The 16,310-nt window shown below is 40.2% G+C and carries 10 protein-coding genes; 2 read left to right on the top strand and 8 right to left on the bottom strand.

Going from position 1 to position 16,310, the window contains the following annotated elements; all coding sequences use genetic code 11:
• Positions 1-6: 6 nt before the first annotated feature.
• From C0W29_RS01745 to torC, 5 genes are all read right to left on the bottom strand, one after another.
• On the bottom strand, positions 7-1,710 hold the full coding sequence (locus tag C0W29_RS01745; protein WP_045045012.1) for a nickel-dependent hydrogenase large subunit: 1,704 nt from the start codon (positions 1,708-1,710) through the stop codon (positions 7-9).
• 3 nt (positions 1,711-1,713) lie between these two features.
• A complete protein-coding gene (locus C0W29_RS01740) occupies positions 1,714-2,850 on the bottom strand; it encodes a hydrogenase small subunit (protein ID WP_036794300.1) in 1,137 nt (378 codons plus the stop codon).
• A 427-nt stretch (positions 2,851-3,277) separates the two neighbouring features.
• The gene (gene torD, locus C0W29_RS01735; RefSeq protein WP_045045013.1) at positions 3,278-3,925 is read right to left on the bottom strand and encodes a molecular chaperone TorD; all 648 of its coding nucleotides are present in this window, start codon (positions 3,923-3,925) and stop codon (positions 3,278-3,280) included.
• 152 nt (positions 3,926-4,077) lie between these two features.
• The gene (gene torA, locus C0W29_RS01730; protein ID WP_045041879.1) at positions 4,078-6,606 is read right to left on the bottom strand and encodes a trimethylamine-N-oxide reductase TorA; all 2,529 of its coding nucleotides are present in this window, start codon (positions 6,604-6,606) and stop codon (positions 4,078-4,080) included.
• 93 nt (positions 6,607-6,699) lie between these two features.
• A complete protein-coding gene (torC, locus tag C0W29_RS01725; RefSeq protein WP_080888833.1) occupies positions 6,700-7,866 on the bottom strand; it encodes a pentaheme c-type cytochrome TorC in 1,167 nt (388 codons plus the stop codon).
• A gap of 200 nt (positions 7,867-8,066) precedes the next feature.
• Here torC and torR point away from each other — a divergent pair, with 200 nt between their 5' ends.
• On the top strand, positions 8,067-8,780 hold the full coding sequence (gene torR, locus C0W29_RS01720) for a two-component system response regulator TorR (protein ID WP_036794308.1): 714 nt from the start codon (positions 8,067-8,069) through the stop codon (positions 8,778-8,780).
• 576 nt (positions 8,781-9,356) lie between these two features.
• Here the strand turns inward: torR and panP are convergent.
• Positions 9,357-11,021, bottom strand: a complete 1,665-nt coding sequence (gene panP / locus C0W29_RS01715; protein ID WP_045041880.1) for a pyridoxal-dependent aspartate 1-decarboxylase PanP — start codon at positions 11,019-11,021, stop codon at positions 9,357-9,359.
• A gap of 160 nt (positions 11,022-11,181) precedes the next feature.
• Entirely contained in the window at positions 11,182-12,174 is a 993-nt protein-coding gene (locus C0W29_RS01710) for a DUF2860 domain-containing protein (protein WP_045041881.1), read from the bottom strand.
• A gap of 410 nt (positions 12,175-12,584) precedes the next feature.
• Here C0W29_RS01710 and C0W29_RS01700 point away from each other — a divergent pair, with 410 nt between their 5' ends.
• Complete coding sequence (locus tag C0W29_RS01700) at positions 12,585-13,784, top strand: patatin-like phospholipase family protein (protein WP_045045014.1); 1,200 nt, start codon at positions 12,585-12,587, stop codon at positions 13,782-13,784.
• Between the two features lie 79 nt (positions 13,785-13,863).
• Here the strand turns inward: C0W29_RS01700 and C0W29_RS01695 are convergent, their stop codons facing one another.
• The gene (locus C0W29_RS01695) at positions 13,864-16,278 is read right to left on the bottom strand and encodes a VolA/Pla-1 family phospholipase (protein ID WP_107174102.1); all 2,415 of its coding nucleotides are present in this window, start codon (positions 16,276-16,278) and stop codon (positions 13,864-13,866) included.
• Positions 16,279-16,310 lie beyond the last annotated feature (32 nt).

Here is a 16,310-nt window from a genome sequence, read left to right as displayed (position 1 = left end):
CCTTAGTTACATTGCCTGAGCTGGAATACGGAACTCACTAAGTGATTGGCCTTTGTAATCCATTACGTGTACTGAACACGCCATGCAAGGGTCAAAAGAGTGAATAACACGTAATACTTCTAATGGTTTTTTCGGATCTTCAAGTTGTAAACCAACTAATGAAGCTTCGTATGGCCCAATTTTACCGTTACCATCAATAGGACCCGCATTCCATGTCGTTGGTACAACCGCTTGGTAGTTTTCAACTTTGGCATCTTTAATACGTAACCAGTGACTCAAGAAACCACGTGGTGCTTCAATGATACCAACACCTTTGTATTCCTTTTTAGGATCAATGGTTGGCTCAATGTAAGTTGTTTGGTCTGAGTTTAGGTTAGTTACCATAGATTCAAATGTTTCTAAACCATGACGAGAGATCGTTAGGGTATGTAACATACGTGCAGCAGTACGACCAAGGGTGGTAAATAATGCACCAGCGGGTAGGCCTGTTTGTTGCAAGAACTCGTTTACAATCGTGGTAACACGAGGATTACCTTTGGCATAGTTAACCACCATAGTTGCTAGTGGACCAACTTCAACTGGCTCGCCATTGTAACGTGGTGATTTAACCCAAGAGTATTTGCCAGCTTCATTGATAGTAGGGCGTTTACCTACGATGGTATCGCGCTCAATAAATGGCGTATGTTCTGGGATTGTAGTGCCATCGTATGGGTGTTGAGGCTTATTAGCGTCATACCATGAGTGAGTCACATCTTCAGCAATCAGGTTAAGATCGATATTTTCAGCTTTAGCTAAATCTTTGTTACGGATCACGCCACTGACAAAAAGGTGGTCATCAGGGCTAAGCAAAATTGATTCGCTACACATGAAAGTATCAACATTACAGCCGCCCAATACACTTGGTTCTTTGCCGTAAGCTGCTGCTGCCATTAGAATATCAGCTTGGTACGCACGTTCGATGAACTCGGCAACATGCACATACTTTTGCTTAAACTCTTGTAAGCGAGCGGGATCTAACATGTCACGTACACATGTTACACCACCAACAACAATGGATTGTGGATGTGGGTTTTTACCACCCCAAACAGCCATTGACTCTGCCGCAATACGCTGAATTTCAAGTGCTTTAAGGTAGTGGCTTAGACCAATAAGGTTTTGCTCTGGAGTGAACTTGTAAGTTTTGTTACCCCAATAAGCGTTTGCAAATGGACCTAACTTACCAGTATTTACTAAGCCTTGTACTTTCTCTTGTGCGGCGCGTAGATCACCCTCACCAGCCGCAATTGGCGTGGCTGAGTACTTCATTGCTTCTTTCGCGGCTTTGGCTGGATCTGCACTTAGTGCTGAAACAACATCTATCCAATCTAGTCCATGTAGGATGTAGAAGTGAACAATATGGTCATGCATTTGTAGTGTAGTTAAGATTAAGCTACGAATGTATTTCGCATTTAAAGGCACTTGTGCATTAATTGCATCTTCAACTGCTAACGTACCACATAGGTAGTGTGATGATGTACATACACCACAAATACGTTGCATTAGTAGACCAACATCGTACGGTGTACGGCCTTTCATGATAATTTCAAGACCACGGAACAGGGTAGAAGATGCCCATGCCTTGTTGATTACGTTATTTGCATCAAGTTCAACTTCGATGCGTAAGTGGCCTTCGATACGAGTAATAGGATCGATAACGACGCGCTTGCTCATGAATTATTCCTCGACTTTTTTAGCAAAAATACTACTGACTGCGTGTGCACCAATACCAACAGCTGTGACACCTAAAATAACCGCACCAATCGTGTCGGCAGTGGCATCTAAACCATGAATTGGTTGGCGACTTAATGGTTTTTCGAAATCTGCCATGTCATCCCAGAAATCAGGTTCTGAACAACCAATGCAACCATGACCTGCAAGTACTGGCCAACTAGTATGAGCATTGAAACGCTCAGTAGGGCAGTTATTGTAAGTGTAAGGGCCTTTACAACCCATTTTGAATAAGCAGTAACCTTGTTTGGCATTATCATCACCAAACTCTGTCACAAACTCACCAGCATCAAAGTGACCACGACGCTCACAGTTATCATGAACACGTGCACCATAAGCCCATTTAGGACGGTTAAACATATCCAATGCAGGTAAGCGACCAAACATGATGTAGTACATTAATGTACCCGTAATGTTGGCTGGATTTGGTGGACAGCCAGCAACATTGATCACTGGGCGATCAATGACTGCGCCCACGCTTTTAGCGCCTGTAGGGTTAGGACGTGCTGCTTGGACACCACCGTAAGATGAACATGTACCAACACAAATAACAGCTGCTGCATCTGCTGCAACACGCTTAATTAGTGATAGGCCTGTTTCAGCTTGGCTACCTAATGTTAGGAAAGTACCATTGTTGGCTGTTGGTACTGCACCTTCAGCTGCAAGTAGATATTTACCTTTATAAGCTTTCATGGCGTTATCAAGGTTTTCTTCCGCTTGATCGCCAGCTGCTGCCATTAGTACTTCTTGATATTCAAGCGAAACATGCTCAAACAATAACGTACTAATATCCGGTGTAGTGCTACGCACTAATGACTCAGAACAACCGGTACATTCAGCAAGGCTCAACCAGATAAGTGGTACACGGTCAGAAAGCTCAGCAGCTTCCGCAACCATGGTACTAAAAGGTAAGGGTAGTGCCAGCAATGAAGTGATGGTCGCACTCCAAATCATGAAGTCACGACGAGTAATGCCATTTTTTTCTAATTTTTTTTGGAAAGATCCCTCACGAAGAGGTTTCGTTTTTCGAAGTTCGGCAAGACGTTTCTGGCCGAGTTCAAAAAGGGCTGCATGCGAGTCCATCTATCAACCTTGTTAGCTATGAATAAATATACTTTATAAGTATTACCTCATGATTTTATGACTTAAATCAATACAATTAGTTGATCTGAATCAGATTTTAATTTTTTGTATGACAATATAAAAAATCAAAAATGAGCTTATGCATAAAATAACGCTCGGTAATGAGAACTACTATTATTTCAATGTGTTATGCGTTTTTTGTGCAGATTAACCATATGATAAATAATGGTTTTATTATTTGGGGGAATAATGGCTATTTTTAATTTAGTGCGTGGTTATGCAATATAAAACCAGCTTAAAATATAAATATTTTGGAAGAATAACTTGCTAAATTCTAAAATTAGCAATTTTTAGAAATGAGACATAAAAAACGCCCTTATTTGGTTAAAAAAGGGCGTTTAAAATGTACTGTTAGTGCTTAAAAAACTTATTCACCCGCGAGGAATTTTTTATCTAGCATACAGAATGCAAGTAGCAGGTTTGCAGCAGCAGCATAGAAGCCAAAGTGGTCATGACGTTGACATTCTTTAGCAAATAACGGTAACCAGTTTAGCAACATAGTATCGATGAATGACAGTTGTGATTGCATTAGTGCTTCACGTTGTTCTTCGGTTTGTTGCTGATTAGCCATGATAATTAGATTACCCATGAAATCTAATTCAATCGCGAGGTGATCCGCTGGCTCATTAAATTCTTTACGCTGTGCGATATCAAAAGAGGCCATAAGCTCATGCATTTCTTGGGCTGGCTTGTCGTTTAATAGTCCTGTTTTTCCGACATACATTGACGCGTAAGGTAGTGCCCCTGATTTGGGAGTACTTAGAAATAAGCCACAAAAGTCAGCAGCCAGTTCTAGTTGTTCGTCACTGCGAGCATGAGATTTTTTAATTGCTGCGCGGAAGGCATCAACAGGTGCTTTTAATTCTTCTGTCATACCTAGACCAGACAGAAATGTATACATCTCACCGCCATGGTATTCATGTAGGTCGGCATCACTTAATTCACGGGCGAAAAGTGAAGACATCCACCAGTAGATTTCAGCACGTTGTTCGTTGAATGCGATAAATTCTTGCATGGTCACTCCAGACATAAAACATATTCAAATAAAGCAATTAGGCAGAGTATACCTAAGGGTTATTAGAATAGGTTCTAAAAAATGAAATAAAGGCGATGAAATTATTATTCATCGCCTTTATAAGTTAATTCACTATGTTAGCAACGGATTAATTACTTATCCATTGCTGGGAATAGTGGGTCAATCCCTGTTTCATACGTTGGACCGTTAAAGCCTGTTACTGCATGAACTGGACCGGTGTATTTTTCAATTTGAACCAATGCAGCTGCCGCAGATGTTGCTTGTGCTAGGCTCGAACTACCGATGTCTTCAGTTAGTACGTTTGGATCGCCGTAAGTACAGATAGTGCCTACTTTACCGCCTTCTAATGGGCTGTACCATGCACCTTCTTGTAGACGACAAACACCTGGTAGGTAATCGTCAGTCACAACAGCGCCTGCCATTACTTGACCACGGTCGTTGTAAACACGCACGATATCACCAGATTGAATGCCACGTGCTTTTGCATCTTCAGTGTTGATGAAGATAGGCTCACGGTCAGCTACAGCATACGTTGCACGGAAGTCCGTTGATGAACATAGCTGTGAGTGCAGACGATCTTTCGGGTGCGTACTTTGCATGTTAATCGGGAAGCGATCAGAACGAGGACCACCGTGGCTACGTTCTGTTTTCTCGAACCACATTGGGTGACCTTGACAGTCGTTGTAACCCATATCTGCAATTGTCTTACAGTAAATCTCAATCAGACCAGATGCTGTACCTAATGGCTCAAGATCGGGTTCGGTACGGAATGATTCATGACGAACCCATTCTTTACCAGCAGGGAATTCAATAAAGCCTTCACCATCCCAGAATTTCTTGAAGTTAGGCATACGAACACCTAGACCACGACCTTGTAGACGAGCGCCGTTGTAGATTTCTTCGATCCATTCCATTTGTGTTTTACCACCAGTGAATGCTTCTTCGCGGTCATAGCGAGAACATAACTCACTGAAGATCTCGTAGTCATCTTTAGATTCGTACATTGGTTCAACAACTTTACGCAGAGCAATAATACCAGCGTTAGAGTGGTTACCGTATTGTTCGATATCATTACGCTCGTAAGTGGTTGTTGCAGGTAATACGATATCTGCAAAACGACACGTTGCTGTCCACTGGTGATCAATCGATACAACAGTTTGTAGCTTAGTCCACGCCTTGATCATTTTGTTGCGATCTTGGTGGTGACCAAACGGGTTATTACCACTGAAAATAGCCATCTTCATAAATGGATATTTGATCTTCTGACCATTGTAGTCGATGGTCTTACCTGGGTTATCAATACAGTCAACAAAACGTGCAACTGGAATGAAAGTAGAGTAACCGTCGTATGAACCGCTATGAATTGGGTCAACACCTGTTACACCACTAAAGCCAGACATTAGTGGACCGTTAGAAGTAATTGAACCTGCATCATTGTAGTGCCAGCCAAAACCAAAACCACCACCAGGTAAACCGATTTGGCCCAGCATCGCAGCAAGAACAACCAACATCCAAGCATACTGCTCGCCGTGTTGCATACGCTGTAGACACCAGCCACCGATAATTTGGGTACGGCCTTTAGCCATCGTGCGAGCAAGAGCGCGAATATCATCAGCTTTGATACCACAGATCTTTTCTGCCCACTCAGGGTTTTTAGTAATGCCGTCAGTTTCGCCCAATACGTAAGGCATAAACTTATCAAGACCCGTTGTGTAATCTGCAACGAATTCTTTGTTGTATAAGTTTTCAGTGTATAGCGTGTGCGCAATCGCCAACATTAGTGGAACGTCAGTCTGTGGGTTAACACGGATCTGCTCACCACCAACGGCTTTTTGAGTGCAAGAAACCACTGGATCGACGTAGATCACTTTGATTTCTTTGTTCTTCACTTTCTCTGCAAGTTGCTCATAGTATTGGTATGGGCTGTGGTCTGGTACTAGCCAACCCACTTGCAGGTTTTTAATTGGATCAGATGCCCACATCACGATAGTGTCAGTGTGCTCAAGCACTAGCGGCCATGATGTTTGCTGTTCGTAAACTTCCATTGCACCAGCAACGTAAGGAAGAATGACTTGTGCAGCACCAGTAGAGTAGTCACCCATCTTACCTAGTGTTGTACCGTGAAGGCTAACACCACGCTTCATCATGGTACCTGCGTTATGCAGTTTACCTACTGACTGCCAACCTGTGTGGCCAGCGTAGAGTGCACTTGGACCAAAGTTGTTCTGTACGCGCTCCATCTCATGGTATAGGAAGTCTAATGCTTGAGACCATGGCACACGTACGAAGCGGTTATTACCACGTTGGGTTGTATCTGACTTGTAGCCTTGCTTTAGCCAATCGATACGAATCATTGGGTACTTAACACGTGCAGGGTTATAAACCACTTCACGTACCGCTTTAATCATATCCGTTGGGTTTTTGTCTTTTTCAAATGGTGTAGTTTCAGTCCATACGCCGTTAACAACTTTGGCACGGAAAGCACCCCAGTGAGAGCCACATAGCACTTCACCGTTAAAGCCAGTTATGGCCTCAGTTGCTGCCATTGCTTTGCGAGGAGCAAGCAGGCTAGTGCCAACAACTGACGCAGCACTTGCTACTGCAAGGCCAGAAAGAAAGCGGCGGCGTGTAATGCCTTTATGATTGTTTTGAGTCGCCATAGTTGGAGAATCCTTAAACTTTAATTTTTATCGATGGGGCGGGGATAACAATTATCACCCGCCTATCATTTAATCGTTTATTGGAGCGCTGGATTAATGCGCGCCAGCACCACCTGTATCGCTGCCGTGGTTCTGAAGATATTTAAGTAGTGTACGTTCTTCAGTCTTAGTCAGACGGTAGTAAGAGCTCATGGCTTTCAGACTTGCGATCCAGCCATTTGCAGTAAAATGGCCAGGGTCTGGCGCCGCGTGACAAGCGTTACATGTAGACGCGTACATATCTTCTGCATAGTTCCAGATTGGTTTGATACTATCAATCATGTCTGATTTAGTAACCCAACCTTGAACACTGATGTTCTGCCACACAATGTTAGTTGCAGGATCAGTTTCTTCTTTAATGATTTTCTCGTTCGCTTTCACTTCGCCACGGATAGTTGCCTTGAAGACACGTTTACCCATGTACTCAGTCATTACGCGACCTTTACCTGCTTTTTCTAACCAGCCGTTAACTTCAACTTTTAGCATATCGCCTTTACGTTCAAGTACCGTTACTTCAGAAGCGGGTAGTAATTTACCTTCTGATTTACCGTTAGCATCATCAGTTGCAAAAATGTCTTTCTCACCTAGTGAGTAAAGTTTCTCAGCAGTAGCACCTTGAGTGGTTGCTTCAGCTTGTAGGTTTTGGAAATCTTTCTGGAAACCGCCTGCCATGTTAGGTAGTTCGTGTGCAATACCTTTGTGACATTCAATACAGTTCATGTCTTTCGCAGCAGCGTCTGTCATTGCAGCAGCTGCTTCAGGTGATTGCTTAGCATGGTCCATAGCTGAATAGTTATGACAACTCTTACACGTGCTTGAGTTTTGTTTTTCCATGCGTTTCCAAACCATCTGAGCCAATTCTAAACGGTGCTCTTCAAATTTTTCAGGCGTGTCGATTTTCTTGGTAATAAACTGGTTATATACATCTTTTGATGCCATTAACTTTGTTTCTACCATACCGACTAAATCTTTCGGCTGGTGACAGTCAACACAGTCCGCACGAACACCAGAAGCATTTTTGAAGTGTACAGATTGCGTATATTCTTCGTAGTTCTGCTTCATGGTATGACAACCAACACAGAATTCATTAGTGGATGCGTATTCAAAACCTTTGTGTACAGCAAAAATACCACTAACGGCGATACCAATACCAACAAGCACCAGAGCAAGAATTGAGTACTTGCTACTTGGTTTCGTCAACATCTGCCAAATTTTCTTCATTTTGAAAGATTCCATTTAAAAAGAATGCTCACCGTAGGTTACGGTGACGGTTAAAATTTTATGGGGTAATCTTATTGTCACGATATGAATAAGGTTAACGCTTCGAATGAATAGCAAAGGCATAGTTATGACAAATTGTGAATGGTCTTAGTTTGTGCTACCGTTCAGCTAGAAAGCCAAAAACTAAAAAAGAGAACGACATGACCCATCACGTACTTGTTGTAGAAGATGAAATTGTTACCCGCACAAAATTAGTTGGGTATTTTGAGAATGAAGGATACAAGGTCAGCCAAGCGGACAGTGGCGCACAGATGCGCGAGGTAATGGCAACGGAAAAGATTGACCTTGTAATGCTTGATATTAACCTGCCTGGCGAAGACGGTTTAATGCTAACACGTGAACTTCGTAGTCGTTCTGAAGTTGGTATTATTTTGGTAACTGGGCGTACTGACAGTATTGATAGAATTGTCGGTTTAGAGATGGGCGCAGACGACTATGTAACTAAGCCTTTCGAACTTCGTGAGCTATTGGTAAGGGTGAAAAACTTGTTATGGCGCATGACGTTAGTAGAAAAAGCGCGTGACGAAACCATGGTTGAAATGCAGGAAGATAACATCATTCGTTTTGGTGAGTGGCAGTTTGATATTAACAAGCGCGCACTGACACATAATGGTCTTCCTGTGAAACTAACAAAAGCGGAATACGAGCTATTAGTTGCGTTTTCATCGCATCCAAATGTAGTGTTAAGCCGTGAGCGTATTTTGAACATGTTGAGCCATCGTGTAGAGGCTCCAAACGATCGAACTATTGATGTTTTAATTCGTAGAATGCGCTCTAAAATGGAACTAGATCCGAAAAATCCACAGATTTTTGTCACCGTTCACGGTGAAGGTTATATGTTTGCTGGCGACTAATTTAGGCCCTAAAGTGGCTTGAAAAAGACAGTTGTAAAGAAATAGTTATGACATAAATTGACATAAAAATGCCCTATTTAAAGCAAATAGGGCATTTTTTTTGGGCTCCATTTACGGCTTATTTTGATTTAGATCATGATTTATCAAGTTATTTTTTTGGGTCAAAATGGAACAAAATGGCTTGTTGAGAATCAATATTAATAAGAAGTTGTTTTTGTAACATCCCATAAACGTATAACAACATATTAATTAATGAATGCTGTTCTTGATGATAACAATGGCATCGAAAAATGAAATCTTATGAACATGACTTTTGGAAAATATTCCCTTGAAAAATTTACTTTACTCAAAAGTCATGGTTTCGGTGTGTGATTGAGTGAATATTGAGAAGGGTAAACGGTACTATTTCATGGTGCTATTCATACTGTAATCATCCGCTGTTCATAGTTGAGTCGCGAGTTATTCATAAAATAGTCATATATTGAATACCGTTTACCATACAGTGAAACACTAAAAAAAGAGAAAAAGTGCGAGATATCCTAAATATTCAAAAAATAACGTATAGATATAAAGTCTTTATCTATCGTTTTTCGCTCTTTTTTCTATGATTTCTTCAGTTAATTTAACTATTTCAGGCAGGCTAATTGTGCTTTGTTGTGCAAGTTGCTGCTGCTCAATAAGCACATTTTCTAATATTTCAGTGGTTGTGAGCGGGTTTGCAAGTACGACACGAAAGACTGTGGTCGGTTTTCGTTGCCATTTTTCAGGTGTAATACGAGTCCGTGATACAAATGATTTGCCTGATTCTCGTTGGCGTTTTTGGATAAATTGAGTGAGATCATTTAAGAGCTCCAATAAAATATCACGCTGCTCCGGCGTCGCTTGCTGTAATGCTTGTTGCGTATTTTCAGGCACATAACGATAGGTAAGAAGACATAATTCGGGGCAGGTGACTAATTCAAAATCAGGATGTTGCTCAATACATTGTGCAAAGTAGTGTGCTTTTTCAATACTATTATTGATCAACAACTCATAGCCAGGGCGACTAATAATATTCATGCTAGCATAGAGCAACATTGCCATTCCACTGCGTGAACCTTCAAGGGTATGGCTACCTAGATCTTTTGAACCTTTGCGAAGAATATATTCGGCATGATGTTCAATTGCTGTCATTAACTCTGGGTTTTTAAATATCACCATACCAGCGCCCATAGGAATATAGAGCTGTTTATGGGCATCAATGGTAATTGAATCTGCGCGTTCTATGCCTTTAAGTAAATGACGGTATTTATTCGACATTAATGTTGCACCGCCCCAAGCGGCATCAACATGAAAATGACATTGATGTTCTGCGGCAATATCAGCAAGTTGATCGAGAGGGTCGATATTGCCCGTTTCTGTAGTACCTGCAATACCAATAATGGCAAATGGTTTGATATTTTTGTGGTTTAAATCTGTAAGAGTGCTTTGAAGTTCATCAAGATCGATACGGTTGTTATCATCAGTTTTAATGGCAATAAGGCTATCTCGGCCTATGCCTAAAACATCAGCGGCTTTCTTGAGTGAATAGTGGCCACGTTCTGAGACTAAAATAGCTAGATCATCATAGCCATAGTGTTTCATCGCTCGCAGTAAACCTTGTTGACCTACGCCAGTAAAATCGCCATCAGGTTGTAATGCAGCGTTACGAGCAACCCATAATGCGGTGATGTTAGCAATAGTACCGCCAGAACAAAAAGCACCTAAAGAATGGTCCGCACTGTGCATCCATTGTTGGTAGAAACTTTCATTTTGATTAAAGATTAACTTATGCAGCATCCCTAAGACTTGGCGCTCAAGTGGTGTAAAAGCTTTTGAGGTTTCTATCTTGACCAGGTTTTGGTTCAAAGCAATCATGATTTTAGATAAAGGCATCATGAAATAAGGTAGGGCTGAGGTCATATGACCAATAAATGTCGGTGCGGCGGTATGCACTGACTGAGCAACCAGTTTATTGAGTAAAAATTGAGTGTGCTCAGAAACAAAAGAGGGAACCTCAGGAATACCTGCATCAGAGAAATCTTTTTCAATTTCAGCTAGTGGCTTTTCTGTTGCTGCAATATGGGTTCGCAGAAATTCATTGAGGTTTTCTGAAAGTTCTTTTTCGATTAAACCTAATGTTGAATCCGGTGCTTCTGGTACAGTGAAAATGCGATGCAAGGATTCTAAAGATGCATCGGCAGTACGATTATTAGCCGCCATAATTTATTTAACGTTTCCATAACTTTGGCAAAGTGTAGTCAATCTAATCGATATTCTGGTAGATGTCTCGAATTATTTCGGTGTGGCTAAAATCTAACCACCCGAAATACAACCTATTTGTTAATGATGAGCTAATCGAATAGATATTTATTACATTGTATTAGAATTTATAGTTTAGGCCGGCACTTACTAAAACATCGTTACTATCATAGAAGTTTATATTTGATTGAGTTGAGCTATAGCCAATAAGAGAAACTAAGCCCCAGTTTTTCCAATTAAATGGTTGGCTATATTCATACGCTAAGAAAGCGCCAAACTTATTATCTTGTTGTTTTTTATTAAACACAGGGTTGGTTGAATCAAACAGTGCTTTTTTATAACTTAATGTAAACGCGAGGCTAGATTGTGGTAATAACTGAATAATAGTCGCAGCGGCACCATAAATATTATTATTCATGGCGTTTCCACTAGCATCAATATTTGTGAAGTTAACGGCGGTACGTAGCATTAAACTACGGCTAAAAGGTTGGACATAAGTTCCTTCAGTATAAAGGACATTAGCATTACGATTTAGAGAGGCGCGCTCATTGGCTGTTAATTTAAGTAAAGGATCGTTGCCACTTTGCTCATGATCGACGCTGAATTTTCCGTAAGCTATTTGACCCGAAAAACGGGAACCACGAATATTATCGAGCTTAACACTAAAGGCATTAATGTTAGATTCTGTTTTACTGCGCTCTACGCCCTGAAGGTAAGGATCCTGCCATGTTTTTTGGCTTAAAATGCCAGGAATATAACTCAGTGTTAGCGTTGATGTATCAGCAAACTTTTGTCGATAGCCTGCTTCAATGTGAAAGCGGCCGAGTGCAATATCTGAACGACTAGTACCAAAGTAGAGTTGTTTATTACCACTATTAAATGTGTAACTGAGGCTACCAATAGGAGCCACGAACATCTTATCTTGCTCATTACCATTATTGTTTAAGTTAGGTGTGGTGTGATTGTCAGTATTAAACTGTGAGTCTGATTTGTTGTAACCAACCATTAAAGAGATATCACCACCAATGCCAGGTGTCCAATCGACAGGTTTCGCTATTGCTGTCGTGGAAATCATAGTGGTAGCAATTAACCCTACAGTGAGTAATGGTTTCATTATTTTTCCTATAAAATAAGGTATTTAGATCATATGAGTAATGCGGTTTTTTATTGATGATATATAGAGTGCACTTAAACAGCTAACAGTGTGATCATCTTTGTAATTATTGTAATTGATATTGATTTTCTTAACAATCTGACCATAGACTTAAGTAACATAATAATAACATTTAAAGGTGGGTTTGTTATGAATATCGAATTGAAAATTGCATTAGTAGTGGTAACGGTGACTCTTTTTACTATAGCTAGTTATGGATTGGTTGCTCTACATGCATAGCGATTAAAGTAAGTAATATTGGATAATTATATTTTTCTAACATTATTTCCTATTAGTATCTACAAAATGTATATTCGACTCTCTTAGATATATTAATGTATGTCAGTTTACATATTTAACAGGGAGGAGAAATGAATTATCTTCCATTTAGTTTACGTGATATCAAGGATAAATCTGTCGCTGATTTTTCCTCGTTGATACACGCAGCACCTCGTAAAAAAATTGCGCTAATTGTCCAAGGTGGCGGTCAGCGGGGCATTTTTTCTGCGGGTGTACTTGATAGTTTTCTCGCTCATCAGTTTGATCCGTTTGAATTGTATATTGGCACTTCTGCCGGGGCGCTTAATTTATCTTCTTTTATTAGTCGTCAACCTCGATTTGGTTATCATTTTATTCGTGATGTATCGATGGACGATAAGTTTTTCAATTTATATAAGTACCTTAGCAAACAACAGCCGATGAACTTAGAGTGGGCATTACAACAAGTGTCATCATCAGGGCTATATCCGTTAGATGTTATTACTGCACATAAAACATTAATCCATCGTACTGCACTCGCGTGTGCGACCCGCAAAGATACTTTACAAGACTATTATTTACCGATGTACCAACAAGATTGGCGTGAGGTGCTATTAGCAACTTGTGCTATCCCATTACTTTATAATCAACCGGTGAATATGAATGATTTACAATGGGTTGATGGTGGGGTCAGCGCCGCAATCCCTGTTAAAGAAGCATGGCGACGAGGGGCTGATTTAGTCGTGGTTATTCGTACTGAACCACTAGAGGCTAGTCGCGGCGATGAACGGGGTATTTTTGATGATTGGCGCGAAAATGTTGAAACGCAATTGCCTTATTATATTGATAAGTTAAGCCTGAATGAGTCCGTTGATAAAATTAAAAATATTCATCAAGAGTTGAGCCAACGATTTGATCAATGGCGACAGCACTATTGGGAAGATAAAGACAGTAATGAAGAAAACGCTGTTATTAAAAGTAAAGTCTTAACTAGAAAGAGTTGGTTTTCGCAGTTAAATGTCGAACGGCTATTAGAGTTAACAGGGCAGGGGACGAATTCTGAAATATTAGAAATGTTAGCGCGTTATCATCGTACATATCGAGACGTAAATGATTTTTTAGTTAATCCGCCGCTAGGGTTACAAGTAATTCAAATTGCGCCAGAGAAAACGTTAAACAGTAGTGCTTTATTAAGTAGTTATGAAGATTTAGAGCTTGATTATCGTCAAGGAAAGCAGATTGGCGAACAGTTTGTGCAGTCTTTTTCTCAGATATTAAATCAAAAAACCAGCTTAATGCAGCATTTGCGATAGCAGTGTTTAATAAAAAAGCCTTGATAACCAGAATGATAGATACACTCATAAGATTATCAAGGCTATTTATAATATTAGATTATCTATTTAAAAAATCAGCCATATCACTTTGCATTTTTGTTGTAGTTGCTTGTGAAATAGTTGGATCTAATAATGATGTATGGCTTCCTGGTGTATATACCTTCCAACCCTTATTTATATTACTTGAGGTTAAATCTAATTGTTTAATTAGAGGCTCAGTACCAGTGAAAGGTGAATAAGGTGAGTTATTAGGAGCACTAATATTTGGAATAGTACTGTCACCTTCAACCATCTGTACCAATACAGGTACTGATGCTGGAATGCCTTTAGCAAGGTTAATTGGATCGACTGGATCCATTACTGTTTGAGCGGCATAAGCAAATTTAACGTAAGTCTCAGTCCATTTAGCGAATAAACTCGAATTATTTTCTTTAATCGTTGGAATGTTATCAACGTAGCATTTATTTAAATCTTTGTGTTTATCGTCTTGAGCGATATAACAAATATTCAAAGCTTGTAAAAATTTACCAGTTTCAATTACTTCAGGTGTAATTTCTGTTGGATTAGATACGGTGCTTTGTAAAACCCCTGCTTTTAGAAGACCACCAAAACTACCTGAGTTTAATAGTAGGTAAGGGATCTCTGCGCCTGGGTTGGCTAATGCTAATTTGTTAATTGCAAAGTATTGTTTATCAAATGCTGGGTTCATTGTCGGACGGTTAGCAATATTACCGACATTGGTACCAACAATTGCACCTAAGGAATGACCTGCAAAACTAACGCCGTTATTAGGATTTAACATCTCTAACGGTGAAACAGTGTGTGGATCTTGGTTATTTTGTTGTTGTTGAATATGAGCAAACAATGAGCCAATAGAAGCACGTAGGTTAACCACATCAATAGTACTTTGGCGTAAGTTATCTCGTGCAACGGTTAAGTTTTCAAGATTTAAGTACATTGATGGATCGATTGCGGCATTTTTATAGTGACTATTACCCTCACTATCGATGGTATGAATACCACGATCTTCACCGTGTAATGGTTGGTTGATGGCAAAGATTGCACGGCATTGATTACCAATTAACGTTTCAGCTAAAGACGGTAAACCATCACTGTGTGCTGTTAATACGCTTTTATCCGAAGTAATACCGTGTTGGAAGATAGTGACATCGTTAGCACCTAGCGTTTGGCATTTTTTATTACTTGGTAGTACTAAAGTATAATCAATGGTTTGTACTGATTTTAGTTCAGGAACAGCACTGTAACGAGTGATCAAACGCTCAGGATCCAGTTGGTTACCATTGGCTAAATACAGTGTTTTACCCATTAACTTGGTTAATACTTCAACTTGTGTTTGTGGGTTAGTCGCCACTTGCGCCATGTCTTGTAGTGATACATTAGCAGCTGCTAATTGATTTAAAATAGTGGCTTTATCTGCATTACTGCCATTACTTAACACATATTTAATCTTTGCAAGGCTCGGCATACCACTTTGCCAAGGGGTGTTCATAAACTTGTTTGGTCGAATATCTAAGTAATAAGGTAGAGAAAGTGTTCCGTGGTAGATACGGACATTACTTTTACCATTAACTTTATTCGTGTCCTCAATTTCTATAGGTTGAGAGAAGGTAAATAGTTTATCGAGTTGCTCTTGAGTAATTGTGTTTGCAATTGCAGAGCCTTGCCATACGTTTTTAGCCCCAAAACTAATCGCTTCTTCGGTTGCCATCTTGGCGGCAAATAGCACATCACCAGACGATAACGTTGTAAACCATGATGAAAAGATGATATCGCGTTTTTCCACAATACCGTGGAAAGCTTCTTCAGTCGCATGGGTGATTTTTTGTGCCGGTAATAATGCCGGTGCTGGTGGCAGATTATCTGACTTTAATAATGCGTATGAGTTACTCATACCTACTGCTTGACCATTGACATCTTTTAGATCGTCAGTCACCGCAAACATATAGTTACTAGCAGGATCTAATGGCTTAAGTAATATAACAATTAAGCTATCACCTGAGGCTTTTACGACAAAATCTCCCGCTTGTTGTGTTAAGCGTGTTGGTTGCGTGGTGTCATCAGGATTAGTTGGATCGCCTGATTTAATTAAGTAAAACCCATTTGCAGCCGTAGCCGGATCGAGGTTCTTACCTGTGAAGCTGATTGTAATTGGCTGCGTTGTACTCCAACCATCAGTTTGTCCCATTGCAACTAATGGATCTGAGGTATTGGTTTTATCTTGCGCCATTGTTTCAGTTGCAAGGGTGCCATCTTGTGGATCCATGGCTAAATATGTCGGTAATATTAGCTTTTTATTTTTTGATAGTAGGTCAAAGTTAATTTTTGTTTCTGCTTTTAAACTTGCTGCTGTATTGGGATCAATCGGCGACTGATTGTCTAAGCTGCTATTACCTTTACATGCAATTAAACTTAGCGCAGAGGTGACTAATAATGCGATAGAACGTATTTTCATTGTGTTTCCTAATGATTTTATAGTTTATTTCG

Source organism: Photobacterium kishitanii (assembly GCF_003026355.1).
In the GTDB taxonomy this organism is placed as follows: Bacteria; Pseudomonadota; Gammaproteobacteria; order Enterobacterales; family Vibrionaceae; genus Photobacterium; species Photobacterium kishitanii.
This window is presented reverse-complemented; position numbering and strand designations above follow the sequence as displayed.

Bases quoted from the DNA above. Each gene is read 5' to 3' on its own strand.
- panP (WP_045041880.1), bottom strand. From the start codon at position 11,021: ATGGCGGCTAATAATCGTACTGCCGATGCATCTTTAGAATCCTTGCAT.
- C0W29_RS01740 (WP_036794300.1), bottom strand. From the start codon at position 2,850: ATGGACTCGCATGCAGCCCTTTTTGAACTCGGCCAGAAACGTCTTGCC.
- torR (WP_036794308.1), top strand. From the start codon at position 8,067: ATGACCCATCACGTACTTGTTGTAGAAGATGAAATTGTTACCCGCACA.
- C0W29_RS01745 (WP_045045012.1), bottom strand. From the start codon at position 1,710: ATGAGCAAGCGCGTCGTTATCGATCCTATTACTCGTATCGAAGGCCAC.
- C0W29_RS01700 (WP_045045014.1), top strand. From the start codon at position 12,585: ATGAATTATCTTCCATTTAGTTTACGTGATATCAAGGATAAATCTGTC.
- torA (WP_045041879.1), bottom strand. From the start codon at position 6,606: ATGGCGACTCAAAACAATCATAAAGGCATTACACGCCGCCGCTTTCTT.
- C0W29_RS01695 (WP_107174102.1), bottom strand. From the start codon at position 16,278: ATGAAAATACGTTCTATCGCATTATTAGTCACCTCTGCGCTAAGTTTA.
- torD (WP_045045013.1), bottom strand. From the start codon at position 3,925: ATGCAAGAATTTATCGCATTCAACGAACAACGTGCTGAAATCTACTGG.
- torC (WP_080888833.1), bottom strand. From the start codon at position 7,866: ATGAAGAAAATTTGGCAGATGTTGACGAAACCAAGTAGCAAGTACTCA.
- C0W29_RS01710 (WP_045041881.1), bottom strand. From the start codon at position 12,174: ATGAAACCATTACTCACTGTAGGGTTAATTGCTACCACTATGATTTCC.